The organism is Aeoliella straminimaris (genome assembly GCF_024054565.1).
GTDB classification, from domain to species: domain Bacteria; phylum Planctomycetota; class Planctomycetia; order Pirellulales; family Lacipirellulaceae; genus Aeoliella; species Aeoliella straminimaris.
The window spans coordinates 30230-54939 of sequence record NZ_JAMXLR010000072.1 but is presented as its reverse complement, the minus strand read 5'-3'; the positions used below and the strand labels follow the sequence as shown (position 1 = coordinate 54939).

Below are 24710 nucleotides of genomic sequence, written 5' to 3'. Positions count from 1 at the left end.
CGCAAAACAAGGCAAGAAACAGGCAATGATTGTTGGAGCCCATTTCTCCGAACGTATAGCATAGAAAAAATGCCCGCAGGAGAAAGTCGCTTGAACCCAATGATACGATGTTCCACGCTGCTCTTCCTAATGGCGGTCGTTAGCCTCGCATCGACTTCGGGGCCGCGGGCCTACGGCGTCCGTCCGGCCGAACTGGAGCGGGCGTTTCGCTCGCCACCTGCAGAGGCTGCCCCTTGGACATTCTGGTATTGGATGAAAGGGCGAGTGAGCCCAGAAGGTATCACGGCTGACCTCGAAGCCATGAAGCGTGCCGGACTGGCTGGTGCGTATTTAATGCCGATCCAGGGTCCCGACACGCCGCCTGCGTACAAGCCTCCTGCCACGCAACTCTCGCCACGCTTCTGGCAAATGGTGCGCCACGCAGCGAAAGAGGCAGATCGCCTGGGACTGAAGTTAGGCGTGCACGCTTGCGATGGGTTTGCCGTGGCCGGCGGTCCCTGGATTACGCCCGAGCTTTCGATGCAATGCCTCGTTTGGCAGCGCATCGACTTCGTTGGTGGGCAAGAAGTCTCGTTGGAGATTCCTCAGCCACTGCACGACAGCAACTATTACCGCGATGTGGCAGTGTTGGCCTTCCCCAGCCTGCCAGGTAGTCGCGAAAGCAGCAACCAGCGATCGCCGCTGGTCACGACAAGCGACAACGAACTTCACGCCTCACGGCTGTCGGTCGCGGACAACTCGGACAGGTATCGTTCGGAAACGCCGTGCTGGATTCAATTTGAGTTTGCGGAACCCTTCACGTGCCGTAGTGTGACCATCACCCCTGATGGCAATAACTACCAATGCCAACGGCTCTCGGTCTTGGCAAGCGCGAAGGGAGACCAATTCGAACTGGTCCAGCAGCTCACTCCTCCTCGGCATGGGTGGCAAGACGAAGCCACGCCAGTCACGCATGCCATTCCGGCAACCACTGCCCGGATCTTTCGTTTCGCCTGGACTCCCGAGGGTTCCGAGCCCGGCGCAGAAGACCTTGATTCGGCCAAATGGGTTGCCGTGCTGAAACTGAATTCGATTCTGCTTGGCAGCGAACCAACCATTGGATCTTACCGTGGCAAGAGCGGTAAGCTTTGGCGAATGAGTGAATGGAACAACTCCAATACCACTCCCAACGAAGTTTGTGTACCGCTTCAGGACATCGTCGACTTGAGCGATAAGTTGACCGATGACAATTATCTGCGGTGGAACGCTCCTGCCGGCGAGTGGACGCTACTCAGGATTGGCCACACTTCAACCGGAAGCACCAATGCTACGGCAGGAGGTGGGCTGGGACTGGAGTGCGACAAGCTAAACCCGGAGGCTATCCGGCTGCAATTTGACAAATGGTACGGCGAGTTTCACCGCCAGATTGCGGAAGAGATTGGCGAACAGGCAACCCATCGTCTACTCACCACTTTTCATGTCGATAGCTGGGAATGTGGCGGCCAGAACTGGACGCCTGGATTCGCCCAGCAGTTTCGCCGCCTGCGAGGTTACGACCTCCGGCGGTATCTGCCATGTATCGCGGGCATTCCAGTCGGGTCGGCAGAGACCAGCGAACGCTTTCTGCGGGACATGCGAGCTACCATTGCCGATCTGACTACACAGGCATTCTTTGGCACCCTTCGCGAACTGACTCACGAACAGGGGCTGACCTTCTCGGCCGAATGTACCGCCCCCACCATGCCCGGCGATGCCATGCGGCACTTCTCCCTGGTCGACGTGCCGATGGGAGAGTTTTGGCTCAACAGTCCCACGCACGACAAGCCGAATGACATGCGCGACGCCATTTCCGCTGCCCACGTGTACGGAAAGCGGATCGTCCAGGCGGAGGCGTTCACGGAACTGCGCATCCGTTGGGATGAGGCCCCCAGCCAACTCAAGACACTGGGCGACCGCCAACTGGCGTTGGGTGCCAACCGAATGGTCATGCATGTGTTTACGCACAATCCGTGGCTCGACCGTAAACCGGGTCAGACACTAGGTGGCGTCGGCCTGTACTTCCAACGCGACCAACCGTGGCTCCCCGCGTCGCGCGGTTGGATGCAATACTACACTCGGTGCAGCGCAGTGCTGCAGCAAGGTCGCCCTGTAACCGACGTGGCGGTGTGGACGGGGGATGATTTCCCGAGTCGCTCCATCCCCCCAGAACGGTTGCTCGACACCCTTCCCGGACTCATCGGCGAGCTGACCATCGCCCGCGAACGAGAGCGACTGGCCAACCTAGGTCAGCCACAGCGCGAACGACCAACCGGAGTGCGGGCGTCGGCCAACATTGTCGATCCCGCCAATTGGGCAAACCCGCTCGGGGGCTACCAGTACGACTCCATCAATACCGATGCACTGCTGCGTTGGACCAGGGTCGAAGACGGCCGTATCACCTTGGCCGACGGTGCCGCCTACGACCTGTTGGTCCTACCCGGTGCTAGCCCGATGAGGCCTGCAGCGCAGCGGATCACCCCGAAGTTGCTGGAAAAATTGGCTGAACTGGTCGAACAGGGGGGCACTATCCTGTGCCACGAAACGTTAACGGACTCGCCCAGCCTCTCACAGCAGGATGCCAATACTCGCATTGCGTCTGCCGTTGGCTGGCTCGAGGCGCACCCGAGTCGCTTTCTTCAGGGGCCCTACCTGGATCCCACCCTCGAGCGTTTTGGCATCTCGCCTGACCTCACGGTTGAGACGCAGTCGGCGGGCAATGCGCAGTCTCTCGCCTGGAATCATCGAACCGGCGACGGCTGGGACCTCTACTTCTTATCCAACCAACTGGATCGCGAACTAGAGGTAACGTTCTCGGTACGAAAGAAACGGGAAACGGTGGAGCTGTGGGACCCAGTGACCGGCGACATATGCCAGCTACGTACCAGCCGCAATTCCGAACATGGCACGCAATGCAGCTTGGCTTTCGCGCCCGGGCAGAGTTTGCTGCTGGTCCTGCGAGACGATATCACCGGCAACCGAATGTACCAATCTTCCACTCCCTCCACGCATACGTCCCTCGCTGGTCGCTGGCACGTATCGTTCCAAGCCGCGGTTGGCGATAGTCCCCCCGACCGCGATGTGACCGTACTGAACGATCTTTCACAAAGCAGCAATACTGCCGTGAAGCATTTCGCGGGCGTGACGGTCTACGAAACCACTTTCACCTGGCAGCCCGAGGATGATCGGCGGACGTGGCTGGAGTTCGACGAACTGGCGCCACTGGCTGAAGTGGAGATCAACAACCAGGACTGTGGCGTAGTGTGGACGGCACCCTGGAGACTGGAAGTCACGGCCGCCCTTCAGCCCGGAGAGAATCATCTCCGCCTGCGCGTGCCGAGTACCTGGAAGAATCGACTAATAGCGGACGCCTCGCTGCCAGAAGAGCAACGCCTGACCTGGACCTCCGCGCCGGTTCGACTGCCGGACACCCAACTAACTCCCTACGGTGTCATAGGCGCCGTGCACTTGATAAGCGAGTAGACCATGAACCGTCCCAAGTGGACTTCCACACTGTTGGCGGCCGCCATTCTCACATTCGCGTGCCGGCCAACTACCGTTCAAGCTCAAGCCGATGACAAGGGCATCGCGAAGCAAACCATGCGGGAGGTCTACGAATCGCTCAAGACGCCGCACAAGTATGGCACTCTCCTGACTCCGGCTGCTGATGAATATTATGATTGCCCCAACGTGTTCCGTCACGATGACAAGTGGCTGATGATCCTGGCGCGGTTTAAGGATAAGGTCGGTTACGAAACCATCCTGGCCGAAAGTGACAACCTGTTAGACTGGGAAATCACCGGCACCGTGCTCGGCTATCGCAAGGAAGGGTGGGATAGCTGGCAAGCCGATGGCAGCATCGCCCTGGTCGATCCAACCTGGGGTGGCAGCTACAAGCTGCAGCAGCACGACGCCAAGTACTGGCTTTCTTACTTTGGCGGTCACAAGCAGGGGTACGAAACCGACCCCCTCTCGATCGGAATGGCCTGGACCACGACGCCTGGCAAACCGCACGAGTGGAACCGCCTGGAACAGAATCCCGTGATGTCCCCCGACGATACGGATGCCCGCGATTTCGAGAAGAAGACCCTCTACAAGAGCCACGTCTTTCACGATCCGAGGCAAACGTTGGGCGCCCGGTTTGTCATGTATTACAACGCGAAACAACAAGGCGACTGGATCGAACGAATTGGCATCGCCGTGTCCGACGACATGCAAAATTGGCGACGCTATGGCGATGGCCCCGTGATCGACAACCTCAAAGGCATCTCAGGCGACCCGCAGGTTATTCGGATGGGCGACCTGTGGGTGATGGTTTACTTTGGGGCCGGCTGGAAAAAGGGAGCGTTTGACACCTTCGCCGTCTCTCGCGACCTGGTGAACTGGACCAAGTGGCAAGGCGAAGATTTGATCAGTCCTTCGGAGCCCTGGGACACACCTTTTGCCCATAAGCCCTGGATCATCAAGCACAATGGAGTCGTGTACCACTACTACTGCAGCGTTGGCGGCAAGGTACGCACTATAGCGTTGGCCACTTCGCGCGACCTTCGCCAAGGCAACACGAAAGACTCTCCGTGACGCGTCTGACCAGTTGCTTGATCATCGTGGCTTGCCTCGTGTCCAGGCAACCCTTGCATGCTGCGCCGGACTGGGAGAACGAACAGGTCCTGCATCGCAATCGCTTACCGGCGAGGGCCACGTCCTGGCCAATGGGATCAGAAGCCAATGCCATCGCTAACCGGCGAGATCGCTCGCCGTGGGTTCATTCCCTGAACGGCCCTTGGCACTTCCACTGGGCGGCGACGCCCGACGAATGCCCACGCGACTTTTACCTGCCGACGTTCGATACAACCAGTTGGACTTCCATTCCCGTGCCGTCAAACTGGCAACTCCATGGGCACGGTACGCCCATCTATAAAAGCTCGGGCTACACGTTTCGAATCGACCCGCCACGGGTAACGTCCAAGCCACCCGAGGATTGGACCACTTATCGCGACCGCAACCCAGTGGGATGCTATGCTCGCCACTTTAGCATTCCCGCGGCATGGAAATCGCGGCGAGTGTTCCTGCATTTCGCCGGCGTGGAAGGCGCGTTCGACGTCTGGATGAATGGCGTTCCGATCGGTTACAGCCAGGGCAGCCGCTCGCCAGCCGAATTCGAAGTGACCGAGCAGGTTCAATCAGGCGCAAACCAGATCGCCGTTCGTGTGTTTCGCTACAGCGATGGAACTTATCTGGAAGACCAGGATATGTGGCGGCTGAGCGGTATCCACCGCGAGGTCGTGCTTTACTCCACTCCCCCGACCAGGATCGTCGACTTCACCGTCCGCACCAGTCTCGATGAAGACTACTGCAATGCTGAGCTAGCAATTGACGTAGAACTCGACGCTACTTCGCTGGCTAAAATCGCGGGATGGGAAGTCGTTGCGCAGCTGTTCGCTCCATCCGGCGAACCGGTACTCCCAGCAGACTTACGGCACGATGCCGAACCGATTCTCAACCGCGACTACAAGCCTGATGTACTGGTAGAACGAACTCCCCAGCGAGGCACGGGGCCGTTCGGCTGGCTGAACGCCACGGTGGAGAATCCTGCGAAATGGACGGCCGAAACCCCTCATCTCTACCGGCTGGTACTTTCGCTCAACAACGCGGATGGACGCCCGCAGCAGACCGTTGCTTGCGATGTTGGATTTCGCACCGTCGAAACTCGTAATGGCCAATTGCTGATCAATGGCAGGCCACTCAAGCTACGAGGCGTGAACCGTCACGAGCACGATCCGCTGACAGGCCATGCCATGACCGATGAACAAATGCTGAACGATGCGTTGCGTATGAAGCAAGCCCACATCAATGCGGTACGCACCGCCCATTATCCCAACGATCCGCGGTGGTACGAGCTGTGCAATCGGTTGGGCCTGTATGTGATCGACGAGGCCGATCTGGAAACGCACGGCCTGCGCGGCCGACTGGCCAACGAACCACGGTGGGCAACCGCGTTTCTCGACCGAGTCGTGCGGCTGGTGGAACGCGACAAAAATGAACCATGCGTTATTTGCTGGTCGCTGGGCAACGAGTCGGGCTGGGGGCCGAATTTTGCCGCAGCCGCTGCCTGGGCCAAATCGGTCGACCCTACGCGACTGGTACACTACGAAGGTGCCCAGGGATCGAGCGACCCGGCGGACGTCGACTTCATCAGCCGCTTCTACCCGCGACTTCGTGCGGAGTACCTGCATCCCAGTCTCCCTGATGCCCCAAATGCGGCAGTCCCTCCGGAGAACGCCCGCTGGGACCGGCTGTTGGACGTCGCCGAGACGCAACCAGGCGATCGTCCCATCGTGGCGAGCGAATATGCCCACGCGATGGGAAATGCAGTCGGTAACTTGGCGGAGTACTGGCAGGAGATCGACACCCATCCGCGGTTGGCTGGAGGTTTCATTTGGGATTGGGCCGACCAAGCATTAGCAATTAAGGGACCTGACGGCATAGCATTCGGTTATGGCGGGTCGTTTGGCGATGAGCCAAATCACGGCACGTTCTGCCTGAATGGCATCTTGATGGCAGACCGCGAGCTTACCGCCAAATACTTCGAGGTGCAGAAGGTCTATCAACCCGTGAAGTTGGAGCTGCTGTCGCAGAGTGAAGGGGCTATCCGACTGGAGGTTCGAAACCAACGTCATGTACTTGATCTTTCGGACTTGCAGACAACCTGGAGCATAATCGCGGCGGATGGCACCACACTCACCGGCGAAGGACCAACGTTGACCGCTGCCGCCGGCGACAAGGAAGAAATCGAAATAGCACTTCCACTCGACGGACTCCAGAAGGACACCTGGCTGACGTTGGAGCTATCGCTAAAACAGTCGACTGCATGGGCCGACCAAGGACACCTTATCGCCAGCTGCCAGTGGCCACTGGCCACCCGTGTCGACACTCAGCCGCTCGTAATGTCCGCCAAGACGGTCCCCCTTCAATTGAAGCAGCGAGAGAACGAGTACGCCCTGAAAAGCGCGACCGTGCGGGTTTCCTTCGATCGGCATACGGGCATGCTGACCCAACTGCAATACAGTGGCAAGGAATACCTCGCAACGACCAGTTCGGCGGGCCCGAGACTACAACTCTATCGTGCCCCCACCGATAACGACCGCGGCTTTGGCCGCTGGCTCGCCAAGCTGTGGAGCGATGCGGATCTAGCCGATGTCGAAACCGACTTACGCAGTTGCCAAGCAGAACGCCTGTCGCCTTCGCTGGTGAAGATCACAACGTCGGTGGATGCCCAAGTGCGACCTGGTGGCGTGAAGCACTCCATCGAGTGGCTCATCCACGGCAGCGGGACGATTCAGATGCGCCACCGATTCGAACCTTATGGTGAACTGCCTCCACTACCGCGTATGGGCGTGGTTATGCATCTGGAGGGAGGTCTGAAACAACTCGAGTGGTTCGGCCGCGGACCTCACGAAAACTACCCCGATCGCAAGCACTCGGCACTGATCGGCCGCTGGAATTGCCCCGTCACGACCGCCGCCACGCCGTATCCCCGGCCGCAAGAAACCGGTTCGAGGCAAGATACTCGTTGGCTGGCGCTCGTAGACAAGACGCAGCGCGGTCTGCTGGTTGCGGCCATCAACTCTCCATTCGCCTACTCGGCCATCCCGTACACCGCTGAAGAACTGGCCGCTGCCAGGCAATGGAGTGAGCTCAAGCCGCGCGCCGATGTGGTGCTGTCCCTCGACACAGCCCAATGCGGACTTGGCAACAGCAGTTGTGGTCCCGGCGTACTGAAGAAGTACGCCGTGTTGCCGAAGCCAATGGAACTGAATGTGATCATTGCCCCTATCGAATCTACGGACGACCCCGGTATCGTAGCCACGCGAATCATGCATCAGCATGCTTCGATGGAGGCCACTTCCGACTGAAACACCTGTTTCAGGTAACGCACGTTCTCACCAAAATTCCTGCGAACATTGCGGGCATCGCTGGCATCGCGGGAACGCTCGACCACCAACCACCCAGACCACTTCATCGAATCGAGCGAATGCTTCGCAGCTTGCATATCCAGCCGCTCGTTGTCGCGCAACAGTACTCCATCCTGGTCGGTGCAATGAATCTGGCAAATACGGTCTCGCCCCAGAGTCTCGAGTTCCTTGTGCAGATCTCGTCCCGCCTGTAAGGCATTAGCAAAGTTGAAGTAGCTGCGCACCGCCGGCGAGTCGATCTCGTCAATCAGTGCCGCCTCACCTTCTGCGGGCAAGGCTGTTTCCAGGCCAATTACGGCGTTGGCTTCTTCCGCCTTGGGGGCCAACCGCTTCAGACGCTCCACGATCTTCGGCCGCAGTTCGGGATGCTTGATCAGATCGCCCTGAACCCCAAGAGGCAGGAAGGCCACCCGCACGCCCATAGCAACCATGGTCTGCAGGCAATCGCCCACCATCCGCGGGACGGTGGGACGCTCGGCGAACGACTGGGCATAAAAGCCCGACATGGCCAGCGAACAGATCTCCACACTGCGAGCCCTCGATTCGGCAAGAAACTGCTTCCGCACAGCGGCGTCGCTCAATTTGCTGTCGAACGTCTCACGCCCGCCCAACGAGCCCATATCGACTTCCAGTCCATCTGCCCCGATCTCCTCCGCTAACGCAAACGCGCCGAGCTTTTGCCGCTTGAGGATCATCCAATCGCAGACACCAATACGATAGCGAGGGGGAGTCGCTGCTTCTGCCGAATGCACTCGGGAAGCTAGCTGGCAGCCCCAAGCGGCGGCCGATACCTGCAGGAACTTTCTTCGGTCCATGATTGATCTTTCGCTAGAACACTAAACCAGATTTCAGGCACTCACTAAGGTTCAAGACGCACGGCCGATCCCTCTGCACCATCATGGGCGTGGATATCCTGCTCCGTGAGAGCGGGCTCCTGGTCATCAAACACAATATCTTTCGATTCTGCGCCAGTCACGTCTACCTCAGGCGTTGCTCCCGCCACCAGAATTCGACAACCCTTGAAACTCACCCCGGCGGCATCCAGCAGCTTGAGCGCCGGATGCTTGGCTTGGAACGTGCAATCGAGAAAACTGCAATTCGCCACATCCGCCAGGTTCGGCAGGCCGGGAGCAGTAATCGACAATCGCTCGAACAACAGTTCGTTGGCCGGACTCTCTGGGATGCCCTTGATCTTCAAAGCATCACCAGTGGCACACGTGCCCTCAAGGTCGCGAACGGTGAGCTCGCGATAGTAGGGCGTTAGCGGCGTAAGCTCGCGGCGGGGCAGTCGGTGCCCCAACTCGCCCACGTACATGGGGAGCCCAATCATGTCGATAAGAATGCCATGATACTGGGAAGTGAAGTGTACTCGCTCGATGGTGATTCGCTCCCCACCTCCTCCGCGCGGACGTCGAGTCTTGATGTAAACCGCGTGCCGCACGTTTTCGAACACGCAGTCGTGGGCGTAGATATCGCGGATGCCACCGGCCGTCTCGCTGCCACACGAGAGACCGCCAAATCCGCCGGACGAGTGATTGAACCGTAGCACGACCTGCTCCACGGGCCTCGCGGTGCGCATTCCATCCCGGCCACGCCCGGCCTTTAGTGCAAAGCAATCGTCGCCAGTTCTTGTTGTACAATACTCCACCAGCACGTTACGGCTCGAGACAATATTCACGCCATCGCCGTTCACGACGCCGTGACTGTCGATGGTCACCCCCCGAACGATGACTTGGTCGCAATAGATCGGCACCACGTTCCACATCGGGCTGTTACGGAGTGTGACACCTTCGATCAACACCTGGTGGCAATCAATCAGCGAAATAAATTGGGGCCTGAAATAATGCCGCCCTTCGCGGCCGTCCAGCACGCGCTGCTCGACCGGCAAGGTCACGTCGACCACATCCTCCACTAAACCGGGACGTGCCTCGCGGAGCGGACCGTCGCTCGGTCCGATCAACGTACCACGGCCGGTTACCGCAATCCGTTCCGCTCCATCGGCATAAATAAGGCCGCCGACCGACATCACCTCGGTGCCTTCGTAGCGGGCACGCACGACGGGCAAGTAGTCTTCAATCTGGCCGGAGAACTTAAGCGTTACGCCTTGTGGTACATGCAAATTTACGCCTGACTTCAGTGTGAGTCGGCCAGTGAGCCACTCACCTCGCGGCAAGATGAGCGTGCCACCGCCATCCTCCGACAACTGATCAATGGCCTGCTGAATCGTTTCGGTAACCAGTGTGCTCTTCTGAAGGTCCGAAGAGAGTTCCAATGCGACGCGACGGTCACCGAACTCGGGCTTTCGGAGCTTCGGCAGCTTGAACGGAGCATCGATAGGCTCGATCTCGGCCGGCATTGCCTGAGGACCGACATCACGCTCCGTGAGTTCAACGGCGTGTACCGGCAATGTCGACCAGGCGCAGCACAACACCAGTACTATCGCCCCTCTTAAGCGTTCCGCCTGCATCGCTGGACTCCCTACGGACGCAATATCAGCACCCAATCGGTATTCGAGTCGGGCGGTTGAGCTTGCACGCCCTTCGTGCCATCGAGCCGCTCATCTGGCTGTTCCGTTGCGAGGTCGCTTTCCGCAATACTCACTTCCTCAAATGGCTTCTGTTGTCCCGTCTTCGCATCAATCCAGACGTTGTTCTTGTATTTGCCGGGCGTCAAGTGGACACGGAACGGCTCGCCATCCGCGGCAAACACCAAGTATTGTCGCCCGGCCTCGGCAAGGCACCATACTCGGAATGGGTCCTGACGAGTGAGCAGGTAGTCGGCAGGCTCCATTTTGTAGAACTCGACTTCAGCCGTGAGTACCTCGGAGAGGATGTCGATGTATCTGGCCGACTCGATGTAAGGATTGTCGTTGCCATGGAACGGCATCCCTTCTGGCCCGCGGACAGCCAATTCATACTCCTTCGCGTGGCCGTTCCAGCAAAACGAAGCGCCTGCCGTGGCACACCCCCATGCCGCTTGCCGCAAATCGTTTTGCGTGGCGCCGGTGCGTTCATGCCAATACCGTCGCCACAACGCGTTGCCTTCGGACATGTAAACCGGTTTACCTGGCACGTAACCGACCAAGCAGGCTAGATGGTGAGTCCACGCGGTTTTGTGGTACAGTCGGTCAATCGGCTTTTCGGGTGCGGCAATCCTGTGGTTCTCTATCGCCGCGAAGGTGTACTCAGGCCGCTGGTACTCATTATTCCGCGGGTGTTCGTCTTCGTAGGTGCGAAGATGGTTAAACACGTCGTGCTTCTGGACGAGCCGCGCCCAGCCGAGCTCGTGGCTTTCTCGGTGGCCTGGATCTTCCCACACAAAATTCCAGCCAGTCAAATTTGCATAGGGAGCCAGGCGGGCAACCGTGTATCGCACGTAGAAGTCCTTCTCCTCGTCACTGAGTTTGTCCCAACTGGGGCCGTCGTTCTTGCGTCCTTCAAACCCCAGAAACATGTGGACATGCACATCCCGATCGTTCAGCCAGCCGAGATGCTGCTCCATTAGGTGCCATACATGCAGTTGCATTGTGCTCGATGCTTTGCCTTCCTGATACAGGGCGAGATTTTGTGTCGACGGTGGTGGGCCATCCAGGTAGTATTGGCCAAAACAGCACAATGAGAGTAGCCAATTCACCTGTAGGTGGTTGTATCCGCGGTCCAAGAGTGGTTGGTAAACGTTGGCGGTAACCCAGTCGAACGGTTGAGCAATGGAACCATGACCGGTTTCATAGTACGACTTGATCCAAACTGGCTCGGTGCCGTTGTACGCAAACCAACGAGGATTTTTCTCGTAGGCTCGCAACATGCCCTTACCGGCACCACGGGTGACGCAGCGGAAGCTTCCCTCGCCGCCGGGAGTGCCATCACTCCAGGTCCAGTGGTATCTCCACTCGCCTGATTCGTCCGGCATGAAGCGAAGCTTCCAGATACTTCCGTTTCGCCGATCGCCGCCACCTTGACCATCGCCATCGAAGAAACCAATAAAGTTTACCTCTCGCCCGGAAGGAGAGACGTATTTGCACCGCAGTTCGGTATCGGTGAACTTGTTGTTGTACGACTTTTCGTTCTCAATGGCGATTTCAAACACACGATAAAGGCTTACCTCATCCGCCCACACCGACGTGGGACTGGAAGCTAGGCCCCCCACGACAGCCCACAGCAGTACGGAATAGCTAACGCCAGTGCAGAGAATGCGATTCATGGCAGCTCGCAGAAACAATTTGCAACAAGAGGAGTGACAAGGTCCGGTTAACAGACTAGCAACTGATACTATTCCAAGACGCTTCGCGATTCAAACCTCCTTTTACGCATTTCGGCGGCCCTATCTTGAGCCATGGCGCGGGAGTGCAAGGTTCTCGTCATGTCGAATATTCCACCCTCTTCGATCGTAGAACGCCTCGACGCGCTGTACGAATACGACCGAGAACCCGTTAGTGAGGACAAGCTCTACGGCTGGAAAACGTTCATCGCCATGTTTTCCAGCGAACACATTGCGGGTACGGAGTTCATCCTCGGTCCGCTGCTTGTCATGCATGGCGTGACGGCATTCGACGTGTTTGTGGGCCTCGCTGTCGGCAATCTACTGGCGGTCCTAAGTTGGGCATTGATGTGCGCCCCGATTGCGGTACGCGAGCGGCTGACCATTTACTGGCAGATTCGCCGCCTGGCGGGGCCGTACCTGACGGTACTGTACTCCGGTCTATTTGCCATCGTTCTCTGTCTACTGGCCGGCGCCATGGTCAATGTGTCGACCACGGCCGTGGCAAACGTTGCAGGCGTCGAGAGCCCCAACTTCCTGAATGACGACCAAATCCCGTCGCTAGCGTGGATTGCGATTGCCGTGGCAGTTGGCGTGGTGGTGGCGTTGCTGGCCGTATTAGGCTTCGAGCAGCTGGCGCACTTTGCCAAAGTAGCGGCGCCGTGGATGCCTTGCGTGTTCTTAGCTGGCGGCTTGGCGTCGCTGGCCTCGCTGGGGGTTGAGCGGCCCAGCGATTTCTGGGCAGTCGCCAACGAAAAGATATGGACCGGCGTAGCACAGGAGGGACAGATCCAGTACGGCTTCGGGCACTGTGTTGGTCTCGCTTGGCTGTGCAATATCTCGCAGCACATGGGAATGGCGGATGTCACGATCTTTCGATACGCCAAGAAGTGGCAGATGGGATTCAGTTCCGCGTTTGGCATGTTTCTGGGCCACTACATGGCGTGGATCTGTTCGGGCATCATGTGCGCCGCCTTTACGGTGGCGGAAACTGCCGCAGGAGTGGAAAAGCCCAACGTCAATCCGGGGAACATCGCCATGTTTTCTGCCGGCTATGCAGGGCTCGTATGCGTAGTGCTGGCGGGATGGACCACCGCCAATCCCACGCTGTACCGCGCGGGACTCGCATTTCAAGTCGCGACGCCAAACTGGCGACGCTGGGCAGTCACGTTGTTTGCCGGCGCGGTGATGATCGTTGCCGCCTGCATTCCTGCAGTCAACTATTATCTGGACCGCATCGTGGCCTACTACGGATTGTTTTTCATGCCCCTGGGGGCGTTCATCTTCATCGACTACTGGGTCTTTCCGCGTCTTGGCCTCATCCCCTATTTCGCCGAGCACAAGCGTCTGCTCTGGAGTTGGCCTGCCGCGGTGGGCTGGCTGGGTTCCTTCACCATTTGCTTTTTGCTCTATGCCAAAGATCAGTACCCGATGTTCGAGTGGCTCAACAGTGTGCTGCCCGAATTTCTCGCCAACTACCACGCCGATTTCTTCCTGCAAGTACTACCCGCCTGGCTGATCGCCGTGCTCCTATACACGGTTTGCAGCTTCTTGCAGCAAGCCGGCTCACGCCGAGAACTTCCATCCGGAGAGCATCCATGACACGCCACCTTGAAACTCTTATGAAGACCATCGCAATGCTCGGTCTCGCGCTGTCTGTAGGAGCGGGCTTTTCCGTCTTTACTGGCGCGATTAGCCACGACACTTACAACCTGCTAATGGTTCTCGGTATGCTCATGTGGTTTGGCTCGGCCGTGTTCTGGATCAAGGCAAAACCACTCGGTGAACAAAGCTAGCTACCCTCTTTCCAATATTAGAGCTTGATGAGCGACACTTCCCGCCTAACGCATCTGCGGTGTGAATACCTCAAAAACCCTCTCGGAATCGACGAACTCCAACCGCGATTGAGTTGGATCTTCGAGTCCTCACGGCGCGGTGCCCGGCAGGTAGCCTATCGTGTGATCGTGGCGAGCACGCCCGAGCAGCTTGCCGCTGGCGATACCGACATGTGGGATAGCGGCCGCGTGGAAAGCGATCAGTCTTCGCACATTGAGTACGATGGTACACGACGACGGTCACGGGACGTCTGCTACTGGCAAGTTTCAATCTGGGACGAATTGGGCAATGTCCTAACCAGCGAGCCCGGCGTTTGGACAATGGGGCTGCTCAAACAACAGGACTGGGTGGGAAAGTGGATAACATACGATCCGAAGATCATCGAGCGAGACGCGGAAGCTCTGCAGGCAACGGAATTGCAGCCGGGCACACCAGTCCTGTTTCGCAGGTCGTTTGAAGTTCCCAGCATTGTCCGTCGTGCAACGCTCTACGCTACTGCCCGCGGGCTGATTGAGCCCCGCCTAAACGGTCAGGCAGTGACCGACGACAAGTTTATTCCAGAGTGGACTGACTATCACAAACGACTGCACTACCGCACTTTTGATGTGACCAACCACGTCTTGCAAGGAGAGAATGCACTCGCCGTTACGCTGGGCGACGGTTGGTGGAGCGGGTACATCGGCTGGCAGGAAACCCGCGCGCCGTACGGCACGATGCAAAACAGTGTGCAGATGCAGCTGGAAGTTGAATTGGAAACGGGCAAGTTTGTCCAAATATCCACCGACCACAACTGGAAGTGTGACACAGGACCAATTCTGTTTAGTGACTTCATGATGGGCGAAACATACGACGCCCGGCGCGAGCAAGCGGGGTGGGACCTGCCCGGTTTCGACGAGTCCCGATGGCTCGATGCAGTTGAAACGCCTCCGCCATGCGAACGTATCCCCGAGTTCGGTTTCTCCAACAACCAAAAACGTGAGACGAACCAGCCACTGCCATTGGTTGCCCAGCCGAGCGAGCCAGTGCGAGTCGTCGAGGCATTGGCGCCAATGTCTGTGCACACGGCTGCTCGCGATGCGTGTATCTACGACTTTGGCCAGAACTTCGCGGGCTATGTCGAAATCACGCTTAGCGGCCCTGCCGGCACGCGCGTGCAGCTGCGGCATGGCGAACGGCTCAATCCCGATGGTACCCTCTACACCGAGAACCTCCGCAGGGCAAAGGCCACCGATGTGTACATTCTCAAGGGCGAGGGCACGGAGGTGTGGCGACCGAGTTTCACTTTCCACGGCTTTCAGTACCTTGAACTCACTGGGCTAAACGAGCCACTGCCGCTCGCACAAGTGCGGGGCTGCGTGGTGATGTCCGCTACGCCGTCCGGGGGAGATTTCGAGTGCTCTCATCCGCTTGTGAATCGCCTCTGGAAGAACACGATGTGGGGCCAGAAGGGAAATTTTCTGTCGGTGCCGACCGACTGCCCACAGCGTGACGAACGATTGGGCTGGATGGGCGATGCGCAGATTTTCATGAGGACCGCCACCTACAACATGGACGTGGCCGCGTTCTTCACCAAGTGGATGACGGATGTGGCCGACTCGCAGGACGTCGATGGCATTTTCCCTGACGTGGCTCCACGCCTCGACGAAGGCGGCAACTTCATTGGGCTCGACGGCCTGGGAGGGGGGGCAGGTTGGGCCGATGCGGGAGTGATCGTGCCCTGGACAATGTGGAGGGTGTACGGCGATCGTCGCATCGTCGAGCGACATTGGCAATCCATGGTGCGATGGCTCGACTGGCTCGAGCGAACCAACCCTGAAGGCATTCGCTGCAACCACTTGGGCAACAACTACGGCGACTGGCTTTGCATTCCAGCCGATACCACGTTTCGCACCCATTCCGAGATGAAGACCTTACTCGCCACCGCCTACTGGGCCCACGACGCGAGTATCATGGCAGAGCTCGCACAGATGCTCGGCCGAACAACAGAGGCGGAGCGTTTCGAGGAGATGGAGGCATGCGTCCGCGATGCCTTCCAGGATAAGTGGCTTGCGGAGGGCGGTCGTCTGGTCGTCGAGACACAAACGGCGTACCTGCTAGCGCTCGCATTCGATTTGCTGCCCGAACATGTCCGTGGGCAAGCCGCTGAGCATCTGGTGCGGCTGATTGCGAAGGAAGGCTGGCATCTGAGTACCGGTTTCATCGGCATCAAAGAGCTGAATCCAACGCTCACGCTTACCGGCCACGCCGACGTGGCAGGACGACTTCTCTGCAACGAGGACTACCCCTCCTGGCTTTATCCGGTGGTACATGGAGCGACCACTATCTGGGAACGCTGGAACGGCTGGACCGCCGAAGAGGGTTTCTTCGATCCGCAAATGAATTCGTTTAATCACTACTCGCTCGGCTCGGTCGGCGAGTGGCTCTATCGGCATCTGGCGGGTATTGAACTCGATCCTGCCCACCCCGGCTTCAAACGCTTTGTCATCAAGCCATATCCCACCGGCGACTTGGAGTATGCCCGGGCCAGCTATCGCTCGATTCACGGTACGATCGAGAGCAGTTGGCAGCGATTGGAAGACCGGTTCAAGCTCAATGTCCGCATTCCGGCCAACACCGAGGCCACGGTCTGCTACCCCTGCCCGCCGGAAGCTGCGGTGCTCGAAGGAGGGCTACCCGCGAATGAGTCGAAGTGGATTCGCATGCTCGGTCACGATGGCCAGTACGTAGCCTTCTCGGTTCCAAGCGGCACTTACGAGTTCAGCACCGCCGATTAAGCGCTAGGGTCTTCCTTCGTCGGGCGACAAATCCCGGTAGTCGCTCTGGAGTCCCGCCTCGAGTTGTACAGTTTCAGAGACCGACGGGCCGTTGTTTTCCCACACGTTGCCTGGGCCAACGGCGTTAGAGAGGAATCGCTCGGCGGGGCACCAGTTGTCGCGGACCGTGATGTGCGATGAACCTTCGTCCAAGTACAGATAGAACCAGTGCTCCGGGTCGTGCACGTAGGGGCTCATCGTGATGCTGTGAATGTAATTCCGCTGGATGACTGTACCCGGCTGGGCCGAAAGCGTATACACACCCGCCGAATCGGACATGCGGCTGGCAACATGGTGAATGCGATTGGCCACCACCCGGTTATCGCGCATGGCATTCGCGTCGCGCGTCCACCCCCAGCCTAGACTGATACCGGTATACGGCTGATAGGCTACCTCGTTGTGCTCGATGGCGACCTCCCGGCCATAGCCCACGCAGATGCCGACGCAGCCCCAATCCTCGGTGCCACAATGGGTCACCAGATTGTTCCTGATGGTTTCAGACACACAAATGGCTCGCTGGTCTTCGGGGTGATAGGCCAAGTGCGTTTCGATCGGTGCTTCTTGAAACGAGCCGAGCTGAAGGCCGTTACCACCTATGTCCCGAAAAACGCAGCCATGAATCAGATCGTGCCGCGTGCCCCATCGAAAATCGAGTCCCGCCGACGCGAGGTGCTCGAAGCGGCAGCGACTCAGCTCGATGTCGTGAGCACCTTGGACCAGCACCGCGGCCGGTGGGCGACCGATCCATGCCTGGTTGTCGAGGCTCCGCCACTCGGGAGTGCCCTTGGGCCGCAATTTGTATGCTTCGGTCAGATACATGCCGGATTGCAGTGGCACGTGCCCTTGCTGCGAAGGCCGCAGCCACGTGGTGTGCTGAAAGCCAATGCCGTGTAGCACCACGTGACCGACGGGACGATCTAGGGAACCTGAGACTTTCACCAGTGTTTCCAGGGCCGGCGCGATCACCTCAATGCGCGCAAGGTCTTCTCCAGTGCGAGGCCAGTAGTAAACCTTCCCTGCCTGTCGATCGAGGTGCCACTCGCCTGGCTGATCGAGCAATTCCAGCGCACCCGAGAGGTAGAACGCGGCACCACTCGGTTCCATCACGGGTTGCGGCCAGGGATGCTCGAATTCCAGGCGACTCTCTGGCTCCTGGAATTCGACAAGTGCTTGATCGCCATCGGGCGTCAGCTTTTTGACGCGCAACTTCGCAATTTCCCACATCTGCAGCAGGGTCATTTCCAGGCCCGTAGCGTGATGGTAAGGACCAGCGAGCGAACTGGGAATGCCAGCCAGGTGAGCATCGCGACGCCACTCGGTAAGGCGTGCCATCTCGGGTTCGTCGGGTTCGCGGGCGCGGGTTGCTTTCTGGCCGGCCACCCATAGCTGGCGAAACTCAAGCGGGCGACCCTGGAACTCCGGCACTTCCGCTACCCAGACTTTTCCGCGGGCCGCGACCGACAAGCCGGGCGTGGCATCGGTTGCCCTCCGCCATCCGGCGACAGGCACACCACCGCTCAAAACAGGAAACTCGCCTGGGGCTGGCTCAAGCGTCAGTTCAGCACCGGCGGCGCCGGAGTCCTCCGGACGAATGCTCAGCGGAGCGGTAAGTCGATAGACGCCGCCCCGCAGGATGATGCGTACTCCCGAGGCGACCTCTTCGTTGCCGAGCCGTCGCAACTCGCGCGCGTGACGAACCGCTGCGGCCGGCGTGGCGAAGGGGCGATCCTTCGTACCCTGGTTGGTATCAGAACCAGCGGGCGACACCCAGACCACAACCTCGGCCTTTGCACTAAGCGAAGCGACGACTAGCATGCACAAAGCCAATGGCAGCAAAGCGATACGCATAGGACCAAGCCTGCACTCAATGAACTACATGGCGAATTGGAAGAAGCAATACAAACCAACCATGATCGACGCCAACACACCCCAGCCAACCATGCCGGCCGCGCCCAGGCCGTGCTGCGAGGCGTAGACCTCCGATAGCGATGGCAGAGGAGTCTCTGTTTCACTATGCGCGGTGGCGAGCGAGACGGCAACCATCAGCACTATTAGCACCGCAAACAACACAAAGGATTGGACAAGAAAGTGCAGAGAGCAGAATTGCTTGACTAGGTCAACGACTAAGGTGGACTGCTGTTCGGCCGGAAGCAGTGAGTCGAGATCGCTCAAATTAGCAACTCCCACCGCGAGACACACGAAGCTGCCCAGCATCAACGTGGTAAGCGCCGCGGGGGCAGTCGCACGCTTCCAGAAGATACCCAGCACAAACACTGCCGAGATGGGCGGCGCCATGTACCCGATGATCGACTGGAACAGGTCGAAAAGATTCAACTCGCCCGACTCCTGTGTATGCTTCAAATAAAGGGCAATTCCCACCGCCATCAAGCCGGCTAGGAACGTCGTGATGCGGCCCACCCGTTTTGCATGGTGCGGCGACTGGTCGCGGGCGATCCATCGCTGATGGATGTCGAGCGTGTAGATGGTGCTGAAAGAGTTCAGACCCGAGTTCAGTGTCGACACGACGGCCGCGACCAGCACCGAAACGATCAGACCCTTGAGTCCATAGCCCAAGTATTCGTCCACCAACAGTAAGAATACTTGCTTGTCGTCCTCGATACCCGGCAGCGTCTGGGCGGCACATATGCCAGGCAGCAGGAAAATGAACGGCGGCAGGATCTTCAGCACGGCACAAAGGAGAGTGCCCCCCTGCCCTTGCCGCAAATCACGCGCCCCCAGCACTCGCTGAACGATGGTTTGGTCCGAGCACCAGAACCACAGCGACAGAACCGGAAAGCCAAGCAGAAAGGCGTACCAGGGCGTGGCATCTCCCGCGGGCCGCACCAGTTTCCAGGTTTCGTCCAGCGGGGTATCTGCAACCTGGATGTTTCGTAACGCTTCAAATCCTCCCACATGCGACAACGCGGTGATCGACAGTACCGTTGCACCGAATATCATTAGCACCGATTGAAACGAATCGGTCACCATCACGGCGGCCAGGCCGCCGGCGATAGTGAAGCAAGTCGCCAGGAATGCGAGCAGCCAGATGCACGCGATCGGGTCCCAGCCAAGCAGTTGGGAAAGCAGCGCCCCACCGGCGAACAACGTACCACCGATCCACAGGACCACCGTGCTGAACAGGGCGTAGAACGACATGAACGTGTAACAATTTCTGCCGAAACGCCGGTTGAGAAACCCCGGCATCGTCGAGATGCCCGCCTGCATGTAAAACGGCACGAATACCATGCCCAACAGCAGCAGAAACATCCAGGCCATCCACTCGTAGTTGGCCGCCACCATGCCGGTGGTGTAACCGGCGCCGCACACGGCGATGAGAAACGTCGGCCCGATGTTGGTACCGAAGATCGAAAAGCCGACGTTCGCCCAACCCATCGATCGACCACCGAGGAATAAATCTTCGCTGCCCCGCCGACGATAACTCACCACACCGCCAATCGCCAGCAGCACGACGATGTATGTGACGAACACCGCCATATCGAGCAGCGACATATCCACGTCGCCGCTCGTGAAAGCCAGTAGTGAAGTCGTGGTAAGCATGGGAAGAGGCAAGCCGCCGTGAGCAACCTTGGAAAAAGTGGCTCGAAACCTCAAAAAAGAAGAAAGGGAGGTTTAGTTCTTACATCTCATTCGTGATTCAATTTCTTTAGCTCTGCCCAGGTGCCCTCGGTTACATCCGAAAACGGCTTTTGGCAGTCGTCGGTCAGCTTCCACCAACGCTGGCTGATCGGGTCCTGCTTGCTTGCCGCGTCGTCGGCCTGCTGGTCGTTGCCCATGTACTCCAGGTAGAGGAATTCGACCAGCCTGTCGTCGATCTCCACCAGGAAGACGTTCAGGTTGCGAATGTTGCCCCGCACCACCTGGTCAATTACGCCCGGCCACACCGTTTGGTGCAGCGTGCGATATTCGCGTTCCTTCTCAGGCTTGATGGTCGTGCCGATCATCAGTGTGCTGGTCGGCGATCGGTCAACGTCCAGGCCGTGGATAAAGTTGATCCACTCCATCTGTAGCCAATGCCGACCGTAGGTCTTGGCCCGCGGGTGTGAAGTGGTCGAAACGCTCCAATCGATCGACTCGGTGGCCGCTTCGAAGGCCTTGGCCGCCCCCAGGTACTGGGTGCCCCCCTTGTAACTGAAGTAAGCCACCACGTATTGCTGGCCGTCGATTGTACTTGAGAAGAACTGCAAACTGTCGATCTCCGCCTTGGCAAGCTGAGCTTCGACTTCAGTATCGCCACACTTCTTGATAGCTTGCTGCAGCTCCGTCTCTTTGCCGGGTACGACGGTCGCCAGCAGGCCAACGTGCGTTCGGCGGCCGGACTCGAGATAAGCCTGGTAGGGGCTGAATGCCTGAGCTTGCGTGACAACCAGGCACAGCAGGGCCACGAGCAGAATGCTAATTGGGTGTCTCATAAGACTCAAAAAGGCTGGATGGGAAGCTGAGCCCCATCGCGGAGGAAAAGGGGGATTCGCTCTAGCGGCGCGGCGACATCGACACGCTGCCCGCCGGGAAGAGTTTCGCCTGTCCAGGCGTCCAACCATGCGGCATCGGCAGGCAGATACACGGACCGCTGCACGGCACTCGGTTCCAGCACCGGAGCCACCATCAGCTCGGGGCCGAACATGAATTGGTCGTCGCACGCCACGGCCAGCCTGTCCTGAGAAAAGTCAAACAGCAGCGGTCGCATGACAGGCGAGCCCGTCTCCGATGCCACCCGCATCTGCCCCATGATGTAGGGGCGAATTCGCTCGCGGAGGTGCAGGTACTCGCAGAGAATCTGGTACACCCGCTCGCCATAGCTCCACACTTCGTTCGGACCTCCTTGCGTGGGGTCGCTCGACTCGGGGTGCTCCAGCGAGCTATTCCGCCAACCGTGCAAGCGAAACAGCGGGCAGAACGTTCCGTACTGGAACCAGCGAACCAACAGCTCGCGAAAGCCTTCGTCCTCGACCTGGCCGCCGAAGAAACCTCCGATGTCGGTAGTCCACCAGGGAATGCCGCTCATGGCCGTGTTCAGCCCCGCCCGCACTTGTTGCCGCAGGTCGTCCCAGGTGGAATGAATGTCGCCCGACCAAAGCGCCGCCCCCAGTCGCTGGCTACCGGCAAAGGCGGCGCGGCCCAGCGTGACAATCTCGCTTTCGCCCTCGCCCTGCATCCCCTCATAAAACGCCCGTTGCTGCTCGAATGGATACATGCCGGCAACTTCCTGTCCGTTGCCGAGGTGGTAACGCAGGTTGTCGTGATCGTAGGTGCTCATCTCCGGCTCAATCGCATCCAGCCACCAAATGCGGATGCCGTGTCGATAGTAGTTTTCGCGAACTTTGCTCCATAGAAACCCGCGTGCCTCGGGATTGGTCACGTCGAGTAGTGCCGATGTCACCTTGTGATCCGCGCGCGAGTCGGTGAAATCGACCAGGCGATTGAGGCCTCGCTCCGTGTGCACTAACAAACCCCGGTGATTGAGCTCTTCAAAATTCTCGCTGTCGGGATTCACCGTCGGCCAGATGGAGACCATTAGCCGCACGCCCATCTCTTCCAGCTCACGAACCATGCCCTGGGGGTCGGGCCAGCACTCGGAATCGAACTGCCAGTCGCCCATCTTGGTCCAGTGGAAGTAGTCGGCCACGATTACCGACAGGGGCATGCCCCGCCGGTGATGCTCGCGGGCGACTTCCATAAGTTCGTCTTGCGTCTTGTACCGCAGCTTGCACTGCCAGAAGCCGGCCGCCCACTCGGGCAGGACAGGCGGGTGGCCCGTGGCGTCGGCGTACCGCTGAAGCACGTCGGCGTAGCTGTCGCCCGCCATCACTACGTAGTCGATGGCCCGCGTCGCCTCGGCCACCCAGCGAGTGCGAGTACGGCCGAGTTCCACACGCCCCACCGCGGGGTTGTTCCACAGCAGGCCATAGCCACGGTTGGAGACCATCAGCGGAATCGACACCTCGGAGTTGCGATGCGAGAGCTCCAGCACACAGCCTTTCTGATCGAGCAGTCCGTGCCTCCGCTGTCCTAGTCCGTAAATCTGCTCGTCGTCCCAAGCGGTAAAGCTGGCCGTGGCGTGTAGCAGGTCGCCGCCAAACGAGTTGAACGTTCGCGACGGAGGATGGTTCGTACGGTAGGCGATCTCTTCCAGGAGTGGCTCTTTCGAATCATCTCTGAAGAACCGCACGCGTCCGCGGCCATCGACGCTGGCAGAGAGCCGGCCACTCGTGATGCGTGCTTCACCGCGATCAAGCGTGGTATGGCTTTGGGACTCGGGCGGCTGGAGTAGCGTCCAGTCGCGAAGGGGCATCTCCGGGGCAATCGTCGCACGCACCCGCAAACAGTCGCACCCCCAAGGTTCGACCCACAGAGTTTGCCCCCGCTGCCGCCAGACAAGTCGCTGGCCATGCTGCGAGAAGTCGCTCTGGGAAGCCAAGGTCATACGCCACTCGGACTCGCTTGCCGGGTGTGAGAAAAGTTACTCGGAAAACGGGCCGTACTTGTCGGCCGAGTCGTCCAAGTGATCATACACGTTCTCGCCATTCTTCAAAAATGGCGTGGCCATCGCCCAAGGTTTGCCATCGGGGCGGCGGATCGGTTCGCAACTGTACTGCGGCAAGTAGACCCGTCGCATGCGGTTGGTTTGGTTCGCGCCGCTGCGGTGCAGGTTGTAGCTGGTGAAAGCCACCACGCTGCCGGCCGGCACGATCACCGGATCGCCGGGATCGTCGCCGTTGTAACCAATCACGTCGTTAGTGCCGGACTCCAGGGTGTGGTCCAGCAGGCAATCCTTCGTGCCGCCCCGCGAGTGCGGCAGCAGGTACACGGTGCCGTTCTCTTCGCTCACGTCGTCCAGCGTGCACCACACCGTGACGTACGGTTTGTGGCTTGCTCCCTTCTCGTAATGCTTGACGTACCCGCTGTCCTGGTGCCAGCCGAACTTCATCCCCTGCTCGGCCCCCTTCACCACCCATTGTTCGTGGAACAAATAAACTTCGGGCCCGAGCGCTGCCTGAGCCACTTCGGCCATCAGCGGGCTGAACAGGAACTGCCATAGCCGGCGGCTGAGCCGGTAGCGGTTGTTGATGAAGTATCGCTTGCCGCGATGGCACAGGTTGTCGACCTCCACGCCCTTGGCGTCCATGATCGAGTCGAAGTAGCCCAGGAAGTACGAACATTCCTCGCGCAGCATTTCGAGCGTCTCCTGCGGAATCACGCCCGGCAGGATCATGTACCCTTCTTCCTGGTATTGCTCGCGTTGGTTACGTGGAACGACGCTCATCTTCGCATCCATCTGCTGGTATCCAAAGGCAACTGGCGGCCAGACGTCGCCCATTGGAGACATCTGCCCCCAGAAGTAGTTCACTCTACGAAAAATACCGTCTGGCCCGAGGGAGAAATGGGCCCTGTTTTCGGATACGACCAGCATGCCCTCGTTAGGAAATGAGACACCTTGGCCGCAGAGCCACGGGCACCTGGCACGAACGCCTCAGCACAGCGCATCGGCCGACCCCGTTCGACAGTAGTTCCCGCATCGAACGCGATGGTTTTGGGCCAACTTTGGGCCAACAAATACATGGGCCCAAAACCCAGCCGTTTTGGGCCCCCTCACAACCAAAAACCGCTTGTTTTACCGGCTTTCCAGGGAGCATATGGGACCAAAACCACCTGCGTTGTTCCCCGCATGTTTCCCCAGTTGTACTAAAACGGCCTACCGACGCTCATGACGACCAGCAAACCACGCCGCAGACGCCACATGACTCCAGCCTGGCGGCGGCACACGCGGCGTCCGCACACGTGCACTATTTGCCGATTC

The 24710-nt window shown here is 59.0% G+C and carries 14 protein-coding genes; 6 read left to right on the top strand and 8 right to left on the bottom strand.

Going from position 1 to position 24710, the window contains the following annotated elements:
• Positions 1 to 99: 99 nt before the first annotated feature.
• The 3 genes from NG895_RS20180 (at position 100) to NG895_RS20170 (ending at position 7928) form a co-directional block, all read left to right on the top strand.
• Positions 100 to 3498 carry a glycosyl hydrolase gene (locus NG895_RS20180; protein ID WP_252854336.1) on the top strand — a complete coding sequence of 1133 codons (3399 nt, stop codon included), beginning with the start codon at positions 100 to 102 and terminating at the stop codon, positions 3496 to 3498.
• A gap of 3 nt (positions 3499 to 3501) precedes the next feature.
• Positions 3502 to 4593 carry a glycoside hydrolase family protein gene (locus NG895_RS20175; RefSeq protein ID WP_252854335.1) on the top strand — a complete coding sequence of 364 codons (1092 nt, stop codon included), beginning with the start codon at positions 3502 to 3504 and terminating at the stop codon, positions 4591 to 4593.
• A gap of 131 nt (positions 4594 to 4724) precedes the next feature.
• Positions 4725 to 7928: a glycoside hydrolase family 2 TIM barrel-domain containing protein gene (locus NG895_RS20170; RefSeq protein WP_252854334.1), complete on the top strand. Its 3204-nt coding sequence runs from the start codon at positions 4725 to 4727 to the stop codon at positions 7926 to 7928.
• Here NG895_RS20170 and NG895_RS20165 read toward each other — a convergent pair.
• From NG895_RS20165 to NG895_RS20155, 3 genes are read right to left on the bottom strand one after another with little or no spacing between them, the layout of a single operon-like run.
• On the bottom strand, positions 7895 to 8803 hold the full coding sequence (locus NG895_RS20165) for a sugar phosphate isomerase/epimerase family protein (protein ID WP_252854333.1): 909 nt from the start codon (positions 8801 to 8803) through the stop codon (positions 7895 to 7897). The two genes, NG895_RS20170 and NG895_RS20165, sit on opposite strands and share 34 nt — an antisense overlap.
• 44 nt (positions 8804 to 8847) lie before the next feature.
• A complete protein-coding gene (locus NG895_RS20160; protein ID WP_252854332.1) occupies positions 8848 to 10455 on the bottom strand; it encodes a glycoside hydrolase family 28 protein in 1608 nt (535 codons plus the stop codon).
• A gap of 11 nt (positions 10456 to 10466) precedes the next feature.
• Positions 10467 to 12188 (bottom strand): DUF5060 domain-containing protein, encoded by a 1722-nt coding sequence (locus tag NG895_RS20155; RefSeq protein ID WP_252854331.1) that lies wholly within the window; start codon positions 12186 to 12188, stop codon positions 10467 to 10469.
• Between the two features lie 159 nt (positions 12189 to 12347).
• Between NG895_RS20155 and NG895_RS20150 the strand changes: the two genes are divergently transcribed.
• From NG895_RS20150 to NG895_RS20140, 3 genes are read left to right on the top strand one after another with little or no spacing between them, the layout of a single operon-like run.
• Positions 12348 to 13847: a purine-cytosine permease family protein gene (locus NG895_RS20150; RefSeq protein WP_252854330.1), complete on the top strand. Its 1500-nt coding sequence runs from the start codon at positions 12348 to 12350 to the stop codon at positions 13845 to 13847.
• Complete coding sequence (locus tag NG895_RS20145; protein WP_252854329.1) at positions 13844 to 14041, top strand: hypothetical protein; 198 nt, start codon at positions 13844 to 13846, stop codon at positions 14039 to 14041. Before NG895_RS20150 ends, NG895_RS20145 begins: the two co-directional genes overlap by 4 nt.
• Before the next feature lie 27 nt (positions 14042 to 14068).
• Entirely contained in the window at positions 14069 to 16855 is a 2787-nt protein-coding gene (locus NG895_RS20140) for a family 78 glycoside hydrolase catalytic domain (RefSeq protein ID WP_252854328.1), read from the top strand.
• Between the two features lie 3 nt (positions 16856 to 16858).
• On the opposite strand, the gene NG895_RS20135 is transcribed toward NG895_RS20140, so the two are convergent.
• The 5 genes from NG895_RS20135 to NG895_RS20115 form a co-directional block, all read right to left on the bottom strand.
• A complete protein-coding gene (locus NG895_RS20135) occupies positions 16859 to 18742 on the bottom strand; it encodes a right-handed parallel beta-helix repeat-containing protein (protein ID WP_252854327.1) in 1884 nt (627 codons plus the stop codon).
• 24 nt (positions 18743 to 18766) lie between these two features.
• The gene (locus NG895_RS20130) at positions 18767 to 20452 is read right to left on the bottom strand and encodes a sodium:solute symporter family transporter (RefSeq protein ID WP_252854326.1); all 1686 of its coding nucleotides are present in this window, start codon (positions 20450 to 20452) and stop codon (positions 18767 to 18769) included.
• Between the two features lie 86 nt (positions 20453 to 20538).
• Positions 20539 to 21324 (bottom strand): L-rhamnose mutarotase, encoded by a 786-nt coding sequence (locus NG895_RS20125; RefSeq protein WP_252854325.1) that lies wholly within the window; start codon positions 21322 to 21324, stop codon positions 20539 to 20541.
• A 5-nt stretch (positions 21325 to 21329) separates the two neighbouring features.
• Positions 21330 to 23336, bottom strand: a complete 2007-nt coding sequence (locus tag NG895_RS20120; RefSeq protein ID WP_252854324.1) for a glycoside hydrolase family 31 protein — start codon at positions 23334 to 23336, stop codon at positions 21330 to 21332.
• Between the two features lie 36 nt (positions 23337 to 23372).
• Positions 23373 to 24230: a phytanoyl-CoA dioxygenase family protein gene (locus NG895_RS20115; RefSeq protein ID WP_252854323.1), complete on the bottom strand. Its 858-nt coding sequence runs from the start codon at positions 24228 to 24230 to the stop codon at positions 23373 to 23375.
• Positions 24231 to 24710 lie beyond the last annotated feature (480 nt).